General features: G+C 73.4%; 21 protein-coding genes. 11 read left to right on the top strand and 10 right to left on the bottom strand.

Annotated elements, in window-relative coordinates:
• Positions 1-13 precede the first annotated feature (13 nt).
• Positions 14-829 carry a DUF3097 domain-containing protein gene (locus tag HHX33_RS12630; protein WP_182874746.1) on the bottom strand — a complete coding sequence of 272 codons (816 nt, stop codon included), beginning with the start codon at positions 827-829 and terminating at the stop codon, positions 14-16.
• A 176-nt stretch (positions 830-1,005) separates the two neighbouring features.
• Between HHX33_RS12630 and hrcA the strand changes: the two genes are divergently transcribed.
• The 3 genes from hrcA to HHX33_RS12615 all read left to right on the top strand — a co-directional run bounded on the left by hrcA (position 1,006) and on the right by HHX33_RS12615 (position 3,954).
• On the top strand, positions 1,006-2,019 hold the full coding sequence (hrcA, locus tag HHX33_RS12625; protein ID WP_111697206.1) for a heat-inducible transcriptional repressor HrcA: 1,014 nt from the start codon (positions 1,006-1,008) through the stop codon (positions 2,017-2,019).
• Complete coding sequence (gene dnaJ / locus HHX33_RS12620) at positions 2,020-3,156, top strand: molecular chaperone DnaJ (RefSeq protein ID WP_111697205.1); 1,137 nt, start codon at positions 2,020-2,022, stop codon at positions 3,154-3,156.
• A 63-nt stretch (positions 3,157-3,219) separates the two neighbouring features.
• Entirely contained in the window at positions 3,220-3,954 is a 735-nt protein-coding gene (locus tag HHX33_RS12615; protein ID WP_182874745.1) for a 16S rRNA (uracil(1498)-N(3))-methyltransferase, read from the top strand.
• Between the two features lie 16 nt (positions 3,955-3,970).
• Here HHX33_RS12615 and HHX33_RS12610 read toward each other — a convergent pair whose 3' ends face one another.
• A complete protein-coding gene (locus tag HHX33_RS12610) occupies positions 3,971-4,645 on the bottom strand; it encodes a hypothetical protein (protein ID WP_182874744.1) in 675 nt (224 codons plus the stop codon).
• A complete protein-coding gene (locus HHX33_RS12605) occupies positions 4,642-5,121 on the bottom strand; it encodes a SigE family RNA polymerase sigma factor (RefSeq protein ID WP_111697223.1) in 480 nt (159 codons plus the stop codon). Before HHX33_RS12605 ends, HHX33_RS12610 begins: the two co-directional genes overlap by 4 nt.
• Positions 5,122-5,368: 247 nt before the next feature.
• On the opposite strand from HHX33_RS12605, the gene HHX33_RS12600 reads away from it, so the two are divergent.
• From HHX33_RS12600 to era, 8 genes are all read left to right on the top strand, one after another.
• Entirely contained in the window at positions 5,369-5,713 is a 345-nt protein-coding gene (locus HHX33_RS12600) for a histidine triad nucleotide-binding protein (RefSeq protein ID WP_310741345.1), read from the top strand.
• A 59-nt stretch (positions 5,714-5,772) separates the two neighbouring features.
• Positions 5,773-6,795: a PhoH family protein gene (locus tag HHX33_RS12595; RefSeq protein WP_182874743.1), complete on the top strand. Its 1,023-nt coding sequence runs from the start codon at positions 5,773-5,775 to the stop codon at positions 6,793-6,795.
• Positions 6,796-6,823: 28 nt separating this feature from the next.
• The gene (gene ybeY / locus HHX33_RS12590; RefSeq protein ID WP_111697200.1) at positions 6,824-7,294 is read left to right on the top strand and encodes an rRNA maturation RNase YbeY; all 471 of its coding nucleotides are present in this window, start codon (positions 6,824-6,826) and stop codon (positions 7,292-7,294) included.
• Positions 7,291-8,586 (top strand): hemolysin family protein, encoded by a 1,296-nt coding sequence (locus tag HHX33_RS12585; protein ID WP_310741344.1) that lies wholly within the window; start codon positions 7,291-7,293, stop codon positions 8,584-8,586. The genes ybeY and HHX33_RS12585 overlap by 4 nt, the downstream gene beginning before the upstream one ends.
• A 39-nt stretch (positions 8,587-8,625) precedes the next feature.
• Positions 8,626-10,974, top strand: a complete 2,349-nt coding sequence (locus tag HHX33_RS12580; protein WP_182874742.1) for a BTAD domain-containing putative transcriptional regulator — start codon at positions 8,626-8,628, stop codon at positions 10,972-10,974.
• A 250-nt stretch (positions 10,975-11,224) separates the two neighbouring features.
• Positions 11,225-12,031: a hypothetical protein gene (locus tag HHX33_RS12575; RefSeq protein WP_182874741.1), complete on the top strand. Its 807-nt coding sequence runs from the start codon at positions 11,225-11,227 to the stop codon at positions 12,029-12,031.
• Entirely contained in the window at positions 12,028-12,363 is a 336-nt protein-coding gene (locus HHX33_RS12570; protein ID WP_182874740.1) for a cytidine deaminase, read from the top strand. Before HHX33_RS12575 ends, HHX33_RS12570 begins: the two co-directional genes overlap by 4 nt.
• A gap of 1 nt (position 12,364) precedes the next feature.
• Positions 12,365-13,276 (top strand): GTPase Era, encoded by a 912-nt coding sequence (gene era / locus HHX33_RS12565; protein WP_182874739.1) that lies wholly within the window; start codon positions 12,365-12,367, stop codon positions 13,274-13,276.
• A 43-nt stretch (positions 13,277-13,319) separates the two neighbouring features.
• Here the strand turns inward: era and HHX33_RS12560 are convergent, their stop codons facing one another.
• The 7 genes from HHX33_RS12560 to HHX33_RS12530 all read right to left on the bottom strand — a co-directional run bounded on the left by HHX33_RS12560 (position 13,320) and on the right by HHX33_RS12530 (position 19,149).
• Positions 13,320-13,799: a hypothetical protein gene (locus tag HHX33_RS12560; RefSeq protein WP_182874738.1), complete on the bottom strand. Its 480-nt coding sequence runs from the start codon at positions 13,797-13,799 to the stop codon at positions 13,320-13,322.
• Between the two features lie 189 nt (positions 13,800-13,988).
• Positions 13,989-14,756 carry an urease accessory protein UreD gene (locus tag HHX33_RS12555; RefSeq protein ID WP_310741343.1) on the bottom strand — a complete coding sequence of 256 codons (768 nt, stop codon included), beginning with the start codon at positions 14,754-14,756 and terminating at the stop codon, positions 13,989-13,991.
• Positions 14,753-15,592: an urease accessory protein UreG gene (ureG, locus tag HHX33_RS12550; RefSeq protein ID WP_182874737.1), complete on the bottom strand. Its 840-nt coding sequence runs from the start codon at positions 15,590-15,592 to the stop codon at positions 14,753-14,755. Before ureG ends, HHX33_RS12555 begins: the two co-directional genes overlap by 4 nt.
• 78 nt (positions 15,593-15,670) lie before the next feature.
• Positions 15,671-16,765, bottom strand: a complete 1,095-nt coding sequence (locus HHX33_RS12545) for an urease accessory protein UreF (RefSeq protein WP_259402400.1) — start codon at positions 16,763-16,765, stop codon at positions 15,671-15,673.
• Positions 16,766-16,773: 8 nt separating this feature from the next.
• The gene (locus HHX33_RS12540) at positions 16,774-18,492 is read right to left on the bottom strand and encodes an urease subunit alpha (RefSeq protein ID WP_182874736.1); all 1,719 of its coding nucleotides are present in this window, start codon (positions 18,490-18,492) and stop codon (positions 16,774-16,776) included.
• The gene (locus HHX33_RS12535; RefSeq protein ID WP_182874735.1) at positions 18,485-18,850 is read right to left on the bottom strand and encodes an urease subunit beta; all 366 of its coding nucleotides are present in this window, start codon (positions 18,848-18,850) and stop codon (positions 18,485-18,487) included. The genes HHX33_RS12540 and HHX33_RS12535 overlap by 8 nt, the downstream gene beginning before the upstream one ends.
• Entirely contained in the window at positions 18,847-19,149 is a 303-nt protein-coding gene (locus HHX33_RS12530; RefSeq protein WP_111697191.1) for an urease subunit gamma, read from the bottom strand. The genes HHX33_RS12535 and HHX33_RS12530 overlap by 4 nt, the downstream gene beginning before the upstream one ends.
• Between the last annotated feature and the right edge of the window lie 14 nt (positions 19,150-19,163).

Below are 19,163 nucleotides of genomic sequence, written 5' to 3'. Positions count from 1 at the left end.
TCCGTCTGACCCCTCAATCCGACTGATCAGGGGCTGTGACGAAGTCGATGAGCTCCTCGACGCGGCCGAGCAGTTCGGGCTCCAGGTCGGCGTAGGTCGTGACCCGGCCGAGGATGTGCCGCCACGCCTCCTGGGGGTCCATCCGCCAGCCCAGCGCGGCGATCACGCCCTCCTTCCAGGGCACGCCGCGCGGCACGTCCGGCCACGCCTGGATGCCGAGCGCCCGGGGCTTGACCGCCTGCCAGATGTCCACGAAGGGGTGCCCCACGACGAGCACGTCCGCGCCGGAGACCCGGGCGGCGATGCGGCTCTCCTTGGAGCCGGGCACCAGGTGGTCGACGAGCACGCCCAGCCGCCTGCCCGGCTCCGGGCCGAACTCCCCGACGATCGCGGGCAGGTCGTCGACGCCCTCCAGGAACTCGACGACGACCCCCTCGACACGCAGGTCGTGTCCCCAGATCTTCTCGACCAGCGCGGCGTCGTGGACGCCCTCGACGTAGATGCGGCTCTCCTTGGCGACCTGGGCGCGCAGCCCTTCGACCGCGATCGACCCGGAGGCGCTCCGCAACGGGCCGGACGGCCGGGCCTGGGGACGGACCAGCGTCACCGGCCTGCCGTCGAGGAGGAACCCGGCGGGGGTCAGCGGGAACACCCGCCGCCGCCCGAAGCGGTCCTCCAGCGTCACGGCCTCCCTGTCGCAGTCCACCACCGCGCCGCAGAAACGGCCCTCGGCGTCCTCGACCACGAGGTCGGGCTCGGCCGGGATCTCGGGGATCTGCCCCCGCCGTGGCCGCCGCCAGTCTCCGGAAAGCACGTCCCGCCCGTACATGCGGGGAACGCTAGCAAATCCCGGGCCGCCGGCCCGCCGGTTGCGCCCGGATTCACGGCGTGTTGCCCCTGATCGTCTGCTCGTTATCGCACGCTGAGCGGTGGTAGCCGTACACTTGGCACTCGGGAACACAGAGTGCCAGGGTCGGTGTTTCCAGGGCACAGGGAGGTGACACATTGCTCGACGACCGCAAGCTCGCCGTCCTGCGCGCCATCGTCGAGGACTACGTGTCCACCAACGAGCCGGTGGGGTCCAAGGCCCTGGCGGACAGGCACAACCTCGGCGTCTCCCCGGCGACCATCCGCAACGACATGGCGGCGCTGGAGGAGCAGGGCTACATCACGCAGCCGCACACCAGCGCCGGGCGGGTCCCGACCGACAAGGGATACCGCCTGTTCGTGGACCGGCTGTCGCAGATCAAGCCGTTGTCGGGGGCGGAGCGCAGGGCCATCGAGACGTTCCTCGCCGGGGCGGTCGACCTCGACGAGATCGTCATGCGCACGGTACGGCTGCTCGCGCAGCTCACCCGGCAGGTGGCCGTCGTGCAGTATCCCTCGCTCACCAGGTCGTCGGTCCGCCACGTGGAGATCGTTCCGCTGGCGGAGCGCCGGGTCATGCTGGTGCTGATCACGAACACCGGGCGGGTCGAGCAGCGGGTGGTCGATCTGCCCGAGGCGCTCGCCGAGGACCGGATCGCGAACCTGCGCTCCGTGCTGAACGGCTGCCTCGACGGGTGCTGGCTCTCTCAGGTGCCCGAGACCGTGGCCGGCATCCCCGAACGGCTGCCGCCGGAGGAGAGGCCGGTGGTGGCGACCATCATGTCCGTGCTCCTGGAGACGCTCGTCGAGCGGCACGAGGAGAAGATCGTCTTCGGCGGTACGGCCAATCTGGCGGGCGCCGACTTCAGCGTCGGCCTGCGTGACGTGCTTGAGGCGCTGGAGGAGCAGGTCGTGCTCATGCGCCTGCTGGGCGAGACCGGCGGGCTGTCCGAACTCACCGTCAGAATCGGATCCGAGAATCCCTACAGCGGGCTGCGCGGCACCTCTATCGTGGCCGCCGGATACGGTTCGGGCGACAAGGAACTGGCCCGGCTTGGAGTGCTGGGCCCGACACGAATGGACTATCCGGTGACGATGGGTGCGGTGCGCGCTGTGGCGCGGTACGTGGGCCAGATCCTGGCGGGGTCATAAGTGTCCAACGACTACTACGCGACCCTTGGCGTCCGGCGCGACGCCAGCCAGGAAGAGATCAAGAAGGCGTATCGCCGTCTCGCCCGTGAGCTGCATCCGGACGTCAACCCCGATCCGGAGACCCAGGAGCGGTTCAAGGAGATCAACCAGGCGTACGAGGTGCTGTCCGACGCGGGCAAGCGCCGCATGTACGACATGGGCGCCGATCCGTTCGCGAGTGGCGGCGGACCGGCCGGGGCGGGCGGCTTCGGCGGGGGCTTCCCGTTCAGCGACATCATGGACGCCTTCTTCGGTTCCGCCGGCGCCGCGAGGGGTCCCCGCTCGCGTGCCCGCCGAGGCCGCAACGCCACCATCCGGGTCGAACTGGACCTGGCGGAGTCCGCCTTCGGCACCACCCGAGAGATCGTGGTCGACACGGCCGTGGTCTGCGACGTCTGCCAGGGCTCCGGGGCGGCGTCCGGCACCCACCCCGACACGTGCGACATGTGTCACGGGCGGGGCGAGGTCTCCCAGGTCACCCGCTCGTTCCTGGGCCAGGTCATGACGTCGCGCCCCTGCCCCCAGTGCGGCGGGTACGGCAGCGTCATCCGGCACCCCTGCATGGAGTGCTCGGGCGAGGGACGGGTCAGAACCCGGCGCACGATCAAGGTGCGGATCCCGGCCGGCGTCGAGGACGGCACGCACATCCAGCTCGCGGGCGAGGGCGAGGTCGGGCCGGGCGGAGGCCCTCCGGGCGACCTGTTCCTGGAGATCGTCGAGCGGCCGCACCAGATCTTCGAACGCCGGGGCGACGACCTGCACTGCACCGTCCAGATCCCGATGACCGCCGCCGCGCTCGGCACCGTCCTGTCGATCGACACCCTCGACGGCGCGGAGGCCATCGACGTGCGGCCCGGCACCCAGGCCGGTCAGGTCATCCCCCTGTACGGCAAGGGCATCCAGCGGCTCAACGAGACCGGCCGGGGCGACCTGCTGATCCACGTGAACGTCGAGACGCCGACCAAGCTCGACCCGCAGCAGGAGGAACTCCTGCGGGAGCTGTCGAAGCTGCGCGGGGAGGAACGGCCGCCCGGCAAGTTCTCCCCGGGCCAGCAGGGCTTCTTCTCCCGCCTGCGGGACGCCTTCAACGGCCGGTGAGGCCGCCCGGATGAGCGAACAGAGCGGAGATCACCACATGGTCCGCTCACGTGAGGGGGTGGCGTGAGCGTTCCCGTGTTCCTGTCGGAGGCGGCCGGTGAGACCGGGGACACGATCGTCCTCGACGGGCCCGAGGGGCGGCACGCCGCGTCGGTGCGCCGCCTGCGGGCGGGGGAGCGAATCGACCTCACCGACGGCGCGGGCCGGGTGGCCGAGTGCACGGTGACGTCGGCCGGCAAGGACGCGCTGACCGCCGCGGTGCTGCGCCGCTACGAGGTGCCGCCCCCGCGGCCGAGGCTGGTGGTCGTGCAGGGGCTGCCCAAGGGCGACCGGGGCGAGCTCGCGGTCGAGATGATGACCGAGGCCGGGGTGGACGTGATCGTCCCGTGGGCCGCCGCCCGCTGCGTCACGCAGTGGAAGGGCGACCGGGCCGGCAAGTCGCTCGCGCGCTGGCGGAGCACGGCGCGCGAGGCGGCCAAGCAGGCCCGCCGCTTCCACCTGCCGGAGGTGACCGAGCAGGCCGCGACCGCGCGGGTCCGCTCGCTCGTCTCGGCGGCGGCGCTCGCGGTCGTGCTGCACGAGGAGGCCGCCGAGCCGCTGAGCCGCCTCACGCTGCCGGACGTCCCCGGCGACATCCTGGTGATCGTCGGCCCGGAGGGCGGCGTCACCGACGAGGAGATCGCCGGGTTCCGCACGGCGGGAGCCGTACCGGCCCTGCTCGGCCCCACCGTGCTGCGCACCTCGACGGCGGGCGTGGCCGCGGCGGCCGTCCTCCTGGCCCGCTGCGGCCGCTGGTGAGGACCGCAGGCATCGGTCAGGGAGTGGGGCTCTCGGCCGAGTAGGGCGTGGCCGTCTCCGTGGGCGGGGCGCTGGGAGTGGCCGAGGGCGTGGCGGTCGCCGTGGGCGGAGCCGACGAGGGCGCGGCGGTGTGCGTGGCCTGCGGCGGCGCGGGCTGCGTCGTCTGGACGGGCGGGCACGTCGCGGGCAGGGTCGGGTCGGGGTCGACCACTCCGGCCCGTGCCGGGGGCGACGCGCAGGGGTCGGACGGCGACGGCGACGGCCTGGTGGCCGGGCCCGGACGGTGCGTCGGGGACGGGCTGGTCCGCCCGTGTGACGGGCTCGGGCTGGTGGTGACGATGATCACCACTCCGGGCCGCGAGGCGGTCCCGCCGGCGGGCGGGCGCGTCCAGGTCGAGCTCTGCGGCTCCTGCTCACGGGTGTCACCCACATCCGCGATACCGGTGCGGTCGGCGACCTGCTCGCGCAGGCCGGGGACGAGCATCACGACCGCGCCCGCCGCGAGGACGGCTCCGGCGGCCGCGGCGCCCACCCGCAGCCACAGCACGTTCCGCAGGCCGCGCAGGCCCCGCTGGTCGATGCGCCGGCGGATGATGTCGAGTCCCTCGGGAGACGGCACGACCGAGTCCGCCTCCGCGCGCAGGGCACGGCGGAGCGACTCGCCGTACTCGTCGTCGGGCGGGAAGGTCATGAGAACTGCTCCAGTGCCATGCGTAGTGCGGCCATGCCGCGGGCCGTGTGACTCTTCACCGCGCCCTTGCTGATGCCCATCGCGTGCGCGATCTCGGCCTCCGACAGGTCGCCGTAGTATCGCAGCACCAGCGCCTCGCGCTGCCGGGTGGGCAGGCCGCGGAGCGCCTCGATGACGGCCGAGCGTTCGAGCTCGCCGATCGCGCCGTTCTCGGCGCTCGGGGCGTCCGGCAGGCCCTTCGGGGCGTACTTCTCGACGACCGCGCGGTGCCGCAGCACCGAACGCGAGCGGTTCACGACCGATTGGCGAAGGTAGGCCAGTGCCTTGTCGGTGTCCCTCAGGCGCCGCCACGCTCCATGGAGAGCGACGAAGGCGTCCTGAACGACCTCTTCCGCGCTGGCCACGTCACGGACCAGCAGCACCGCGAGACGCACCAGTGACCGATAGTGAGCGCTGTAGAGCGCCGTCACGGCCATGTCGGCATCCCACCCGACGGGCACCGTCCCCAACGACCTGTCGGCCACGAGGGTCTCGGTGGTCACGTCAATAGGACGCTCGTCATCCCCGGGGGGTTTACGTTCTTCCGAATCATTAGAGGGCATGGCCCAGCGGTGTCCTCGCGCGACACTAGGGGGGTTGTCTGGTGAAGTCTCGCACAACCACAGTAGCCGCGAGGATCATTGCCGTCATCAATCGTCGTCGGCGACCGTTAGGGTGAGGCGCGTGACCGACTGCCTATTCTGCAAGATCGTGGCCAGGCAGATCCCGGCGGACATCGTCCTGGAGACCGGGCGGGCGCTCGCCTTCCGCGACGTCAACCCGCAGGCCCCGACACACGTCCTCGTCGTGCCCAAGGCCCATCACGAGAACGCCGCCGCCCTGGCCGCGGCCGACGACGGCCTCGCGGACGACCTGCTCACGGCCTGCCACGCGGTGGCCGTCCAGGAAGGTGTGGCCGAGCCGGGCTACCGAGTGGTGTTCAACACCGGGACCGGCGCCGGGCAGACGGTCTTCCACGTGCACGCGCACGTGCTCGGCGGCCGGAGCCTCACCTGGCCCCCGGGCTAGGGACGCCCTAGTAGCATGAGAGGGAACCGAGGAGGCGATCAGGGCCGCAAGGGCCGCCCATGTCCGAGTCACAGCACATCAGCCAGACCCAGGCCAAGGTAGTCATCCCCGAGGGGCAGCCGATGGTCAGCCTCCTCGGGTCGGGTGACGAGCTGCTGCGGGTCATCGAGGGCGCTTTCAGCGCCGACATCCACGTACGGGGCAACGAGATCACCATCACCGGCAGTCCCGAGGAGAGCGGCGTCGTCGTCCGCCTCTTCGAGGAGCTGACGGAGCTGATCCGCTCGGGTGCCGAGCTGTCCCCCGACGCCGTCGAACGAAGCATCCACATGCTGCGGATGGCCACCGACCGCCCGGCCGAGGTCCTGTCCCTGGACATCCTGTCCTCCCGGGGCCGGACCATCCGCCCGAAGACGGTCAACCAGAAGCGGTACGTCGACGCGATCGACAGTCACACCATCGTCTTCGGCATCGGCCCCGCCGGCACCGGCAAGACGTACCTGGCGATGGCGAAGGCCGTGAAGGCCCTGCAGAACAAGCGGGTCAACCGGATCATCCTCACCCGCCCCGCCGTCGAGGCGGGGGAGCGGCTCGGGTTCCTGCCCGGCACGCTCTACGAGAAGATCGACCCCTACCTGCGGCCGTTGTACGACGCGCTGCACGACATGCTGGACCCCGACTCGATCCCCCGTCTCATGGCGGCCGGGACGATCGAGGTCGCGCCGCTCGCCTACATGCGCGGGCGCACGCTGAACGACGCCTTCATCATCCTGGACGAGGCGCAGAACACCTCGCCCGAGCAGATGAAGATGTTCCTGACCCGGCTCGGGTTCAACTCGAAGATCGTGGTCACCGGCGACGTGACCCAGATCGACCTGCCCGGCGGTCAGGACAGCGGCCTCAAGGTCGTCCAGCAGATCCTCGAAGGCATCGAGGACATCCATTTCAGCAGGTTGACCAGCGCGGACGTGGTCCGGCACAAGCTGGTGAGCGACATCGTCGACGCCTACGGCCGATACGACGCCGCGGTGGCCTCCGAGCCACGGGCGATCAACAAGCGGTCGCGGAACACCCGGCGGTGAGCACGACCATGGCGGGTGAGGAGACCCCGTGAGCATCGAGGTGGCCAACGAGTCCGGCGTCGAGGTCGACGAGACGGCACTCGTCGAGCTCGCCGGGCACGTCCTGGGCCGGATGGGGATCAACCCGCTGGCCGAGCTGTCGATCCTGGTGATCGACGCGGGGGCGATGGCCGAGCTGCACGAGCAGTGGATGGGGGAGCCGGGCCCGACCGACGTGCTGGCCTTCCCGATGGACGAGCTGCGCCCCAACACCGGGCGGGACGAGGACGCGTCCCCCGACCCCGCGCTGCTGGGCGACGTGGTGCTGTGCCCGCAGGTGGCCGAGAAGCAGGCCGCCGAGGCCGGGCACAGCGCCCAGGACGAGCTGGAGCTGCTGTGCACGCACGGCATCCTCCACCTGCTGGGCTACGACCACGCGGAGCCCGAGGAGCACGCCGAGATGTTCGGGCTGCAGGACGAGCTCCTCGGCGCCTGGCGGGAGGTGCGGCGGAAGCCGTGAACAACGGCTGGCTGATCTCGGCCGTCGTCCTCATCGTGGTCGGCGGCCTCCTCGCTAGCGCGGAGACCGCGCTGACCCGCATCTCCCGCGTACGGGCCGAGGAGTTCGTCAAGGAGGCGCGGCGCGGCGCGGTGCGGCTGCAGACGATCGTCGCCGACCCCCCGCGTTACCTCAACCTGGTGCTCCTGCTGCGGCTGAGCTGCGAGCTCGTCGCCACGGTGATCGCGACGCTGCTGTTCATCGACTGGCTCGGCGACCGCGGCCAGGCGTACGCCGGGGCGGCCGTGGCCATGATCCTGGTGAGCTACGTGATCGTCGGGGTCATGCCGCGTACGCTCGGCCGTCAGCACGCCGAGCCCGTCGCCCTGGCGAGCGCGCCGGTCGTGTACGGCCTGACCAAGATCTTCGGACCGCTGCCCGAGCTGCTGATCCTGCTGGGCAACGCGCTCACCCCCGGCAAGGGCTTCCGGGAGGGGCCGTTCACCTCCGAGGCGGAGCTGCGCGACCTGGTCGACCTCGCCGAGCAGCGCAGGGTCATCGAGCCCGACGAGCGCGAGATGATCCACTCGGTCTTCGAGCTGGGCGACACGCTGGTGCGCGAGGTCATGGTCCCGCGCACCGACATGGTCTTCATCGAGCGGGGCAAGACGCTGAGCCAGGCGCTCTCGCTGGCGCTGCGCAGCGGCTTCTCCCGCGTCCCCGTCGTCGGGGAGAACGAGGACGACGTGGTGGGCATCGCCTACCTGAAGGACATCGTCCGCCGCATACAGGACACCGGCGACGACGGCGTCCGGGTGGACGAGCTCATGCGCCCCGCGACGTACGTGCCGGAGAGCAAGCCCATCGACGAGCTGCTGCGCGAGATGCAGGCGCGGCAGATCCACCTCGCCATCGTCATCGACGAGTACGGCGGCACCGCCGGTCTCGTCACGATCGAGGACGTGATCGAGGAGATCGTCGGGGAGATCGCCGACGAGTACGACCAGGAGACCCCGCGGATCGAGTGGCTCGACGACGGCGCCGCCCGGGTGACCGCGCGGCTCCCGGCCGGCGAGCTGGGCGAGCTGTTCGGCACCGACGTCGAGGTCGAGGACGTCGACACGGTCGGCGGCCTGCTGGCGCACGCCCTGGGCCGGGTGCCGATCGCCGGCTCCGAGGCCGTGATCGGCGACCTGCGCCTGACCGCCGAGAACCTCGCGGGACGCCGCAACCGGATCAGCACCGTCGTCGTACGCCGTGAGGAGCCCGCTCCCGGCGACGAGGTCGTGGCCGCGAGCGCCGACCACGAGTGAATCTGGTCTGGACATATCCGGCCTTGTAATGTGCCCCCCATGGCGGTCTTCTCCGTACTTGGAGCGCTTCAAGCCATCGGCGAAGACGGGCCGATCGAGTTCGGCGGCCCTCGTCAGCGCTCGGTGCTCGGGCGCCTTCTGGTCGCCCGGGGCCAGGTCGTGCCCGTCGGGCGGCTGATCAGCGACCTGTGGCGAGACCAGCCGCCCCCGGGCGCCGCCGGTTCCATCCAGACGTACGTGTCCCATCTGCGCCGGGCCCTGGAGCCGCGGCGGACGATCCGCACGCCCGCCAGGCTCCTGGTGACCGTGCCTCCGGGGTACGCCCTGCGCGCGGAGCACGTGGACGCCTGGCGGTTCGAGGACCTGGTGCGGCAGGGCAGCCGACGGCTGCTCGACGGTGACGCCGCCGCAGCGGTCGCCGCGCTGGAGGAGGCGCTCGCCCTGTGGAAGGGCCCGGCGTACCTGGAGTTCGCGTCGGCGGACTGGGCGCTCAACGAGATCGCCCGGCTCGACGAGCTTCGGGCGACGGCCGTCGAGCAGCGGGCCTCGGCGGTGATGGCGCTCGGCACGCCCGGCTCGGTGATCGCGGATCTGCGCGCCCACCTCGCCGAGCATCCGCTGCGCGAGGAGGGCTGGCGGCTGCTCGCCACCGCGCTCTACCGGCAGGGCAGGCAGGGCGACGCGCTCGCCGCGCTCCGCGAGGCCCGCCGCATGCTCGTGGCGGAACTCGGCGTCGATCCCGGTCCCGCGCTGCGCCGCCTGGAGGCCGGCATCCTCGCCCATTCCCCCGAGCTGGACCTGCCCGGCCCGGCCCGTACGGCCGGCTGGGACGACCAGGCGGCACGCCCCCGTCTCCCACGCGACCTACCCGTGGGCGACATCCCCGTCCGCGGCATCGCGACGCGCGAAACCGGGCCGCACGGCACCCCCGCCGAGCCCGGCGCGGCGGCGGTGCCGCCGGCGACGTCCACGGAACCGCCCGGAGCGGGCTCCGCGGCGGCAGCGTCGCCAGCGGTCCCTACGGTGGCCGATGGAGCGGTTCTCCTGGAGATCTCCACAGCGGGCCCCGCGACGGCTCTCACGGCGGCGCCCGGAGGCGGGGAGGGCCGCGTCCGGCTCTTCGGGCGGCGGAGCGAGCTGTCGCTTCTGCTGGACCGGTCCGAGGGCGTCGCGCTCGTCAGTGGCGAGGCGGGCATGGGCAAGACCGCGCTCGTCGAGGAGGCCGCCGCCGTCCGGGCGGGGCAGGGCGCGCGGGTCGCGATCGGGCGCTGCCCGGCGACCCGGGGCGCGCCGCCCGGCTGGGCCTGGACCGAGATCCTCCGTACGCTCACGACGGCCGTGCCGTTCGACACGGCCGAGAGCGTGCGGGCCGGGAGCGTGCGGGGCGAGGGGTTCCACGGGCGGCGGGCGGTCGCGGCCCACCTGCGCGCCGCGGCCGCCGAGGCGCCGATCCTGCTCGTCGTCGAGGATCTGCACCGGGCCGACCGGGAGACGCTGGACACCCTCGTGGAGGTCGTCGCGGCGACGGCCGGCGCGGCCGTCGCCGTCGTCTGCACCTTCAGACAGGAGGAGGCGGGCCGGCTGGCCGGGACGATGGCGGCGCTCGCCCGGCGCGAACCGCTCCGGATCGCCCTGCGCGGCCTGCGGCCCGGCGCCGCCGCCGGCCTCGTGACCGCCGTCGCCGGCGTGCCGGTCACCCGCCCGGCCCTGACCGCGGTCGCCGCGCGGACCGGGGGCAACCCCTTCTTCCTCCGGGAGACCGCGCGCCTGATCGCGGCCGAGGGCGAGGCGGCGGCCCTGACGACCGTTCCCGCCGGAGTTCGCGACGTGCTCGCGGCGCGCCTCGCCGTCCTGCCCGCCCGGGTGCGTACGGTGCTGGGCGAGGCGGCGGTGCTCGACGCCGAGGTCCCGGGGGCTCACGCCAGGGGCGTGGACCTCGACGTGCTCGCGGCCGTCCACGGCGGCGGTGAGGACGCTGCGATGGACACTGTGCTGGACGCGGCCGAGGTGGCGCTCCTGGCCGGGCTGCTGGTCGAACCCGGCGGCGGCGGGCTTCGCTTCGCCAGCCCGGTCCTCCGCGACACCGTGTACGGCGCGATGCCGCGGCTGCGCCGCGCCCGCACGCACGCCCGGGTGGCGGCGGTGCTCGAACGGCTGCGCCCGGACGAGGCGGCGGCGCTCGCGCACCACCACGCGCTGGGCGGTGATCCGGTGCGGGCGGCGCGGTACGCCCTGACCGCCGCCGAGCGGGCCGACCTCCGCTACGCGCGGCGGGAGAGCGGGCTCACGCGGGGCCAGGGGGCGCGGCCCGCCAGAGACTACGCCTCGGTGGCCCGTGACCGGCTGCGGGAGACGCAGAGCCCGCCGACGGGTGCAAGCCTTCTTTAAGCGGCTTGCAAGTGCGCCCTGCCATTGTTGTCCCAGGCGCCCAGAAGGGGTTCGGGGCGCCTCATAGGGAGACCGGCGCTCCGGGAGGGGTTCGCGGCGCACCGGTAACTCTCGTGGGGGATCCGTAAGCGGTGCGGGGCTTTCACCTTCCGAGGTGGAAGCCCCGTATCGGTTACGCAAAGTGATTACCCGCTTCCGGTCCGGGGAAGGACAACCTCCGGCAACGCGCCCGAGCGGCGGGGAGGCGGACATGCGGATCGTCCACGCGGCAGTCGCGGGCCTCCTGGCCCTCGCCACCGGGCCCAGCGTCGCGACGTACACCACCGCGCGGGCCATCCGCGATTCTCCCCGGACGACCGGCGCCCTCGCCACGGACAGTGCGGGCGCGCGAGCCACGTCGGACGCGGGTGCGACCAGGGACCCCCGTGCCACCCAGGACGCCCGTGCCACCCAGGACGCGGGCGCGCGAGCCACGCGGGACGCCATGGCGGCGCGGAGCACGGGGCGTCTGAGGGGCGTGCTGGGGACGATGCGGGATCTTCCCGAGGGCTTCTTCAGCCATGCGCGGGCGCCCTGGCGGGCGCCGTTCCGCCCCCGCGCGAGCGCCTGCCGCGCCCTCTTCGACGCCGCGGCGGGCAGGCCTCCGCGTGACGGCCTCGGTGGCGCCGCAGCCGTGACCGCCGCCACGTACGACGGGCCGCACCTCGGCGAACTGGCCGGCGTCGGGCTCGCCGTCTACGACGGGAACGAGGCGGCCCAGCACCTCGACGTGCTGCGCGCCGCCCTGATCCGCTGCGCCACCGCCGACGCGGGCACGCCGTACGACCGCCTGAAGGCCTCGCCGGTGCCGCTGCCGGGCATCGGCGGTCCCGACGCCGCCGCCCGCGGGCTGACGGGCAGGGCCGGCGGCTACCCCTACCGCATGCACCTGGTCGTCGCCCGCTCCGGCCACACGCTGATCACGCTCGTGCACGCGGGGCTGACCCCGCCCGACCCGGCCCGTACGGCCGAACTGGCCCGGTTGCTCGTCCGGGAGGTCGGTACGCTTGACGGGTGACAGAGACGCTGGACCCCGAGGACACCAAAATCATCACGCTGGCCAGGTCGGCGCGGGCACGCGCGGGCGTTCCGGAGGGCGCCGCGGTGCGTGACGAGACGGGCCGCACGTACGCCGCGACGACGGTGACGCTGCCCTCGCTCCGCCTCTCGGCCCTCCAGGCGGCCGTGGCCATGGCCGTGTCCAGCGGCGCGAAGTCGCTGGAGGCGGCGGCGATCGTCAGCGAGGCCGACGAACCCGGTGAGCAGGACGTCTCCGTCGTCGAGGACATGGGCAACGGCACGCTGTTCCTGGCCGCCCCGGACGGCTCGCTGAAGGGCCGGTACATCTGACGTGAACGCCGAACCCAGCGGTTTCCGCGCGGGCTTCGCCTGCTTCGTCGGCCGCCCCAACGTCGGCAAGTCGACGCTGATGAACGCACTGGTCGGCACCAAGGTGGCGATCACGTCGTCGAAGCCGCAGACCACGCGGCGGGCCATCCGCGGCATCGTCCACCGGCCGGACGCCCAGCTGGTGATCGTCGACACCCCCGGCTTCCACCGTCCGCGCACCCTGCTGGGTGAGCGGCTCGACAGCCTGGTGCTGTCCACGCTCACCGAGGTCGACGTCATCGGGTTCTGCGTCCCGGCCAACGAGGCCATCGGCAAGGGCGACCGGTTCATCGTCGAGAAGCTCGCCGCGGTCAAGAAGACCCCGGTCGTGGCCGTCGTGACCAAGTGCGACCTCGCCACCCGCGAGCAGATCGCGCACCAGCTTCTCGCGGTGTCCGCGCTGGCCGAGTTCGCCGAGATCGTCCCGGTGTCCGGGCAGAGCGGCGAGCAGCTCGGCGTCCTCGCCGACGTGCTGATCGAGCGGCTGCCCGAGTCGCCCCCGCTCTACGTCGGCGGCGAGCTGACCGACGCGCCGGAGCAGGTGCTCGTCGCCGAGCTGATCCGCGAGGCGGCGCTGGAGGGCGTGCGGGACGAGCTGCCCCACTCGATCGCCGTCATGGTGGAGGAGATGAACCCTCGGGAGGGCCGCGACGACCTGCTCGACGTGTACGCCCACATGTTCGTCGAGCGGCAGTCCCAGAAGGCGATCGTCATCGGCCCGGGCGGCGCCCGGCTCAAGGACGTGGGCACCCGCGCCCGGCAGCAGATCGAGGCCCTGCTCGGCACCCGGGTCTACCTCGACCTCCGGGTGAAGGTGGCCAAGGAGTGGCAGCGCGACCCCAAGCAGCTGCGCCGGCTCGGCTTCTACGACTGACCCCGCCGCCCGCGGCGGTGGTCCTGCACGGTCGGCGGCGTGATCAGCGGCGGCGGAGCAGCGCGGCGCAGGCCAGCACGGCCAGCGCGACGGAGGCCAGCAGGCCGGCGAACCAGCCGTACTGGACCGTCGGGTGCACCCGGAGCAGCCCGGAGACCTGGAAGTCGAGCCGGCTCACCAGGTCGCGCGGATCGGCGAGGAACATCGCCAGCGCGAACGCCGCGACCGCGCCCGGCAGGATCGCCAGCCCGGTGAAAAGCCAGTTACGCGTCGCGCCGAGGACGCCGAGGAGCATCGCGGCGATCCCGGCGCCCAGGACCACCCACCCGGGGCCCTCGTCGACGCCGCGTACGGTGGTGAGCGACGCGTCGATCACGCCGAACTCGGCCGTGAGCCCGGCCCACGGGAGCAGTGCGGCGACGGCCAGCACGAATCCCGCGGCGATCACTCCGGCGGCCCGCAGGGCGCCGGCCACGCTCGTGCGGTGCGGTCGGGGGGCGGAATGCGGCGTGGGTTCCGGCACGATCACCAGGCTACGGCCCGGCGCCGCCCGATGCGGGGATCGGGTGCGGTCCCGGGCGGAGATTCGGCGGGGACGGGGTGGCCGGGGGCGCGCTTCAGCTGTGGGCAGGGTCCATGGGCAGGGTTCAGCGGTGGGCAGGGTCCATGGGCGCGGTTCAGCTGTGGGCACGGTTTCAGCTGTAGGCACGGTTCAGCCGGTCGCGTGTGACCTGGCGGCGTCCTCGCCGTGTTCGAGCCGCCGCCTGAGCTGCACCGCGTCCGCGCCCAGGGCGGAGACCAGCACGCCGGGACCGGCGAGCGGGAGCGCGGCCCAGCCTTCTCCGACCACCGCCCGCCGCTCCCGCTTGTCCCCGGCCGAGGGCCGCCAGGCGGGGCCCGCGACCAGGGTGGAGCCGACGCACCGGGCGTCTCCGTAGACGGCCGGGCTGCCGTCCACGGTCTCCTCGCCGATCACGAGGTTCTGCCGGAGCAGGGGACGTCCGGCGACGGTGGCGTCGAACCTCGCGTGGCAGCGGCCCGGCCGCTCACCGTGCCGCCCGAACACGATCTCCTCGCGCCACAGGACGGTCGCGTCCTCCGCCAGCGAGAGCCGTACGACGAGGCGGTGGGAGCACCCGGCGGCGAGCACCGTCGGCTCGGGGGAGAAGCGCAGTGTCGCGCCGGCCCCCACCCGCGCCCGCACCAGCATGACCGAGGGGGCCTCCGCGAGACCCGGCAGCACCAGCGTGGCGGCCACCGAGCACACCTCCAGCGACGTGCCCGGCGCGACGTCCACGCCGAGATCGAGGTGGTCGCCCCGCAGGGGACCGGCGCCCGTCGAGACCAGATGCACCCGGCGCGGTCCGGTCCGGCGCAGGGTCAGCGGCGGGTCCGACCGCAGGGTCTCCAGCCGGGTGCCGCCACCGTCGGCCATGCTCGTCCTGATCAGCGCCCGCGCGGTGACCGCCGCCGTGCTCACGGCGCGGTGACGGGACGCGACGGCTGCTCCCCGTGCTCCTTCCGCTCCGGCGCGACGTCGTCCGCGGTGACCCCGTCGACGGATATCTCGTTCGCGGCGACTCCATCGGGGGAGACGTCTTCCGGGACACGCCGCGCGGAGGAACCGTGCGCGGAGAGGCCGTGGTGGTGGGCGACGCCGTGGTCGTGACGCCAGACGTCGACCATGTCGGTCACCCACTGCGCGACCATGTGCGCGCTCCTGTCCTCCCTGATCGAGGTGAACAGCACCGGCCTGCCCTCCCGTACGGCCGCCGCGTCGCGGGACATCACGGTCAGGTCGGCGCCGACCATCGGCGCGAGGTCGGTCTTGTTGATCACCAGCAGGTCGGCCGTCGTCACCCCCGGCCCGCCCTTGCGCGGCACCTTGTCGCCGCCGGACACGTCCAGCACGAAGATCTGCCGGTCGGCCAGGCCCCGGCTGAAGGTCGCGGTGAGGTTGTCGCCGCCGCTTTCCACGATCACCAGGTCGAGCGGCCCGAACCGCTCCTCCAGCGTCTCGACCGCGTCGATGTTGGCCGCGATGTCGTCGCGGATCGCGGTGTGGGGGCAGCAGCCGGTCTGCACCGCCTGGATCCGCTCGGGGTCGATCACCCCCGTCCGGCGCAGGAAGTCGGCGTCCTCGGTGGTGTAGATGTCGTTGGTCACGACTCCGAGCCGCAGGGAGGGCCCGAGGCTGCGGCACAACGCCGCCACCAGGGCCGTCTTGCCGCTGCCGACCGGGCCGCCGATGCCGAGGCGGAGCGCCCGCCCGTCCGGCTCGGCCGCGTCGTGGAGGTCGTCGTGGTAGGCGCCCATGATTGGGACCCTTCTGCTCGTGAGCCGCGGCGTGGGTCGCGGCCCGGTCGGCGACGTCGGGGGACGTCTCGGGAGGTGTCAGGAGACGAAGAGCTTCATCGGGTTGGCCAGGTGTCCTTCGGCGAGGAGGTCGAGGGCCGGCGCGCTGTGCCCGGGCAGCCCCGCCCAGCCCCCTCGCCATCCCGTCTGGGCGGATCCGGGCGCGTCGCCCGGCGGAGGACCGGCGCTGCCAGGCGGGGTGTCCATGCCCGCCGGGCCGCTCGAAGCCGGGCCGCTCGAAGCCGGGCCGCTCAGAGCCGGGCCCGCCGGTGTCGTGTCCGTGAGTGCCGCGTCGTCGAGTGTCGTGTCCGTGAGTGCCGCGTCCGTGAGTGCCGGGTCCGCGAGCGTCGTGTCAGTGAGCGTCGTGTCCGTCAGGACCGTGTCCATGAGGGACGCGCAGGCGGCGTGGGCCGCGTCGTTGAGCGCCGGCGCGAGGTCGGCGAGCAGCCGGTGGACGGTGACCGGATCGAGGCCGAGGAGCCGCACCGCGGCCGTGGCCGGGCCCGTCACCGAGGTGTAGGCGGCGGCCAGCGCCGCCTGCTGGGGCTCGCAGCCCGCGGACGCCGCGGCGGCGCCCAGCGCGATCGGGTGATGCGGACCTTCCGGGATGGCCCGCGCCAGCGTCTCCAGGGCCGGCGACGGCCACAACCGGCGGGCGGTGCGCAGCAGGAGCCGCCCTTGGGTCCGCGCGGCCTCCCGCTGGGCGGGCGACGCGGTCCGCGCGTCGGCCTCGTCGTCCAGCCGCCGCCACAGCCGCCGGCGGAGGTCCTCCGCCGCCGCGACCTCGGCCGCCGCCGCACCCGGCCCGCCGTTGCCGCCCGTCCGCCACGACGCGTCCATGGCGTACGGCCGGACGGGCGGGGCCGGCGAACCGGCCGCGGCCGTCCCACCGGCCCCCCCGACGACGTCCGGTTCGCCGGCCGCGAGTTCGCAGGCGGCGGCGGACAGGGCCGCGGTCACGAGGCCGGCGGTGGCGAGCCTGCCGCGCAGGAACCGCGCGAGGTCGTCGACGTCGGTGACCGTGCCGAGCCGCACGGCCTCCTCCACCCCGCCCGAATGGGCGTGCCCGCCCGCGGGCAGCCGGGAGTCGGCCAGCAGCAGCAGTGCCGCCGGGTCTCCGCGCATGCCGTCCATCGCACCTCTCAGAAGAGGAAGTAGCGCTGCGCCATCGGCAGCGTCTCGGCCGGGGCGGGCTCGATGAGCTCGCCGTCCACGTGTACGGCGAACGTGTCGGGGTCCACCCGGATGTCCGGCAGGGCGTCGTTGAGGGGCATCGCGTCCTTGCGCCGTGAGCGGACGTCGGCCACCGGGGCCAGCCGCCTGCGGACGGCCAGCCGGTCGGCGAGGCCGTCCTCCAGCGCGAGCGGCGCGACGAAGTGCAGCGACGTCGCCGCGGCGGTGGCCGGGGCCGCGCCGAACATCGGGCGGGGCAGCACCGGCTGCGGCGTCGGGATCGACGCGTTCGCGTCGCCCATCTGCGCGTACGCGATGACCCCGCCCTTGATCACGAGATCGGGCTTGACCCCGAAGAAGGCCGGGCTCCACAGGACGAGGTCCGCGAGCTTGCCGGGCTCGACCGAGCCGATCTCCGCGTCGAGCCCGTGGGCGACGGCCGGATTGATCGTGTACTTCGCGACGTACCGGCGGGCGCGCAGGTTGTCGGCCGGGCCGTCGCCGGGCAGCGCGCCCCGGCGGCGCTTCATCACGTGCGCCGTCTGCCAGGTGCGGATGACCGTCTCGCCCACGCGCCCCATCGCCTGCGAGTCCGAGCCGATCATCGAGATCGCGCCGATGTCGTGCAGCACGTCCTCGGCCGCCATCGTCGACGGCCGGATCCGCGACTCGGCGAAGGCCAGGTCCTCCGGGATGGAGGGATTGAGGTGGTGGCACACCATGAGCATGTCCAGGTGCTCGTGGTGGGTGTTGACCGTGTGCGGCCGGGTCGGGTTCGTGGACGACGGCAGCACGTTGGCGTGGGAGGCCACCGTGATGATGTCCGGCGCGTGCCCGCCCCCGGCGCCCTCGGTGTGGTAGGCGTGGATCCCGCGGCCGGCGATGGCGCCCAGGGTCGACTCCACGAACCCCGCCTCGTTCAGGGTGTCGGTGTGGATGGCGACCTGCACGCCCGTCGCGTCGCACACCCGCAGGCACGCGTCGATGGCGGCGGGGGTGGTGCCCCAGTCCTCGTGCAGCTTGAAGCCCGACGCGCCGGCCCTGAGCTGTTCGAGCAGCCCTTCCTCGCTGACCGTGTTGCCCTTGCCGAGCAGGGCCACGTTGACCGGGTAGGCGTCCAGGGACTCCAGCATCCGGCCGAGGTACCAGGCGCCGGTCACGGTGGTGGCCTTGGTGCCCTCGGCGGGCCCGGTGCCGCCGCCGACGATCGTGGTCACGCCCGAGGCGAGCGCCTCGTCGAGGATCTGCGGGCAGATCAGGTGGACGTGCGAGTCGACCGCGCCCGCGGTGACGATCTTGCCGTTCGCCGCGAGGATCTCGGTGGACGGGCCGATGACCAGATCGGGGTGGACGCCGTCCATCGTGTCGGGGTTGCCGGCCTTGCCGATGGCGACGATGCGGCCGTCGCGCACGCCGATGTCGGCCTTGACGACCCCCCAGTGGTCCAGGATCACCGCGCCGGTGATGACGAGGTCGGCCGCGCCCTCGGCTCTGGTGGCGCGCGCCTGTCCCATCGACTCGCGGATGACCTTGCCGCCGCCGAACACGGCCTCGTCGCCTGCCCCGGCGGGCCCCATCGAGAGGTCCTCGGTCACCTCGACGTACAGGTCGGTGTCGGCCAGTCGCACCCGGTCGCCGGTGGTCGGCCCGTACAGCGCGGCGTAGCGGGAGCGCTCGATACTAGGCACCCGTCGTCCTTTCGGTACCCGTCGGTCTTTCGTCCAGGGGCCCGGCCCACTCGGGGCGCAGGCCGGGCACCACCCGGGCGCCCGCGACCGGAACCAGCGTCACGTCGCGCTCCACGCCGGGCTCGAACCTGACGGCGGTGCCCGCCGGGATGTCGAGGCGGTGGCCCCAGGCCGCCTCCCGGTCGAACTCCAGACCGGGGTTGGCGGCGGCGAAGTGGTAGTGGGACCCGACCTGCACCGGCCGGTCCGCCGTGTTGACGACCCTCAGGGTGATCCGCTCCCTGCCGGGGTTCAGCGGCACGTCGCCCTCGCCGTACAGGATCTCGCCCGGCGCGCCCGCGCCGCTCGCCGAGCTCATGAGATCGGCTGGTGGACGGTGACGAGCTTGGTGCCGTCGGGGAAGGTGGCCTCGATCTGGACGGACTCCAGCATCTCGGGCACGCCGTCCATGACGTCCTCGCGCCGCAGCACCCTGCGGCCGGCGTCCATCAGGTCGGCGACGCTCCGGCCGTCCCGGGCGCCCTCCAGGAGGAAGGACGCGATGAGGGCCGTCGCCTCCGGATGGTTGAGGCGAAGGCCGCGCTCCTTGCGGTCGCGGGCCACGCCCGCGGCGACGTGGATGAGGAGCCGTTCCTGTTCGTGTGGAGTGAGCCGCATGGCGGGACGATAGG

Source organism: Microbispora sp. H10670 (assembly GCF_014161385.1).
In the GTDB taxonomy this organism is placed as follows: Bacteria; Actinomycetota; Actinomycetes; order Streptosporangiales; family Streptosporangiaceae; genus Microbispora; species Microbispora triticiradicis.
Note: the sequence above shows the minus strand (reverse complement) of the source record. Positions and strands in the feature narration are given on the sequence as shown.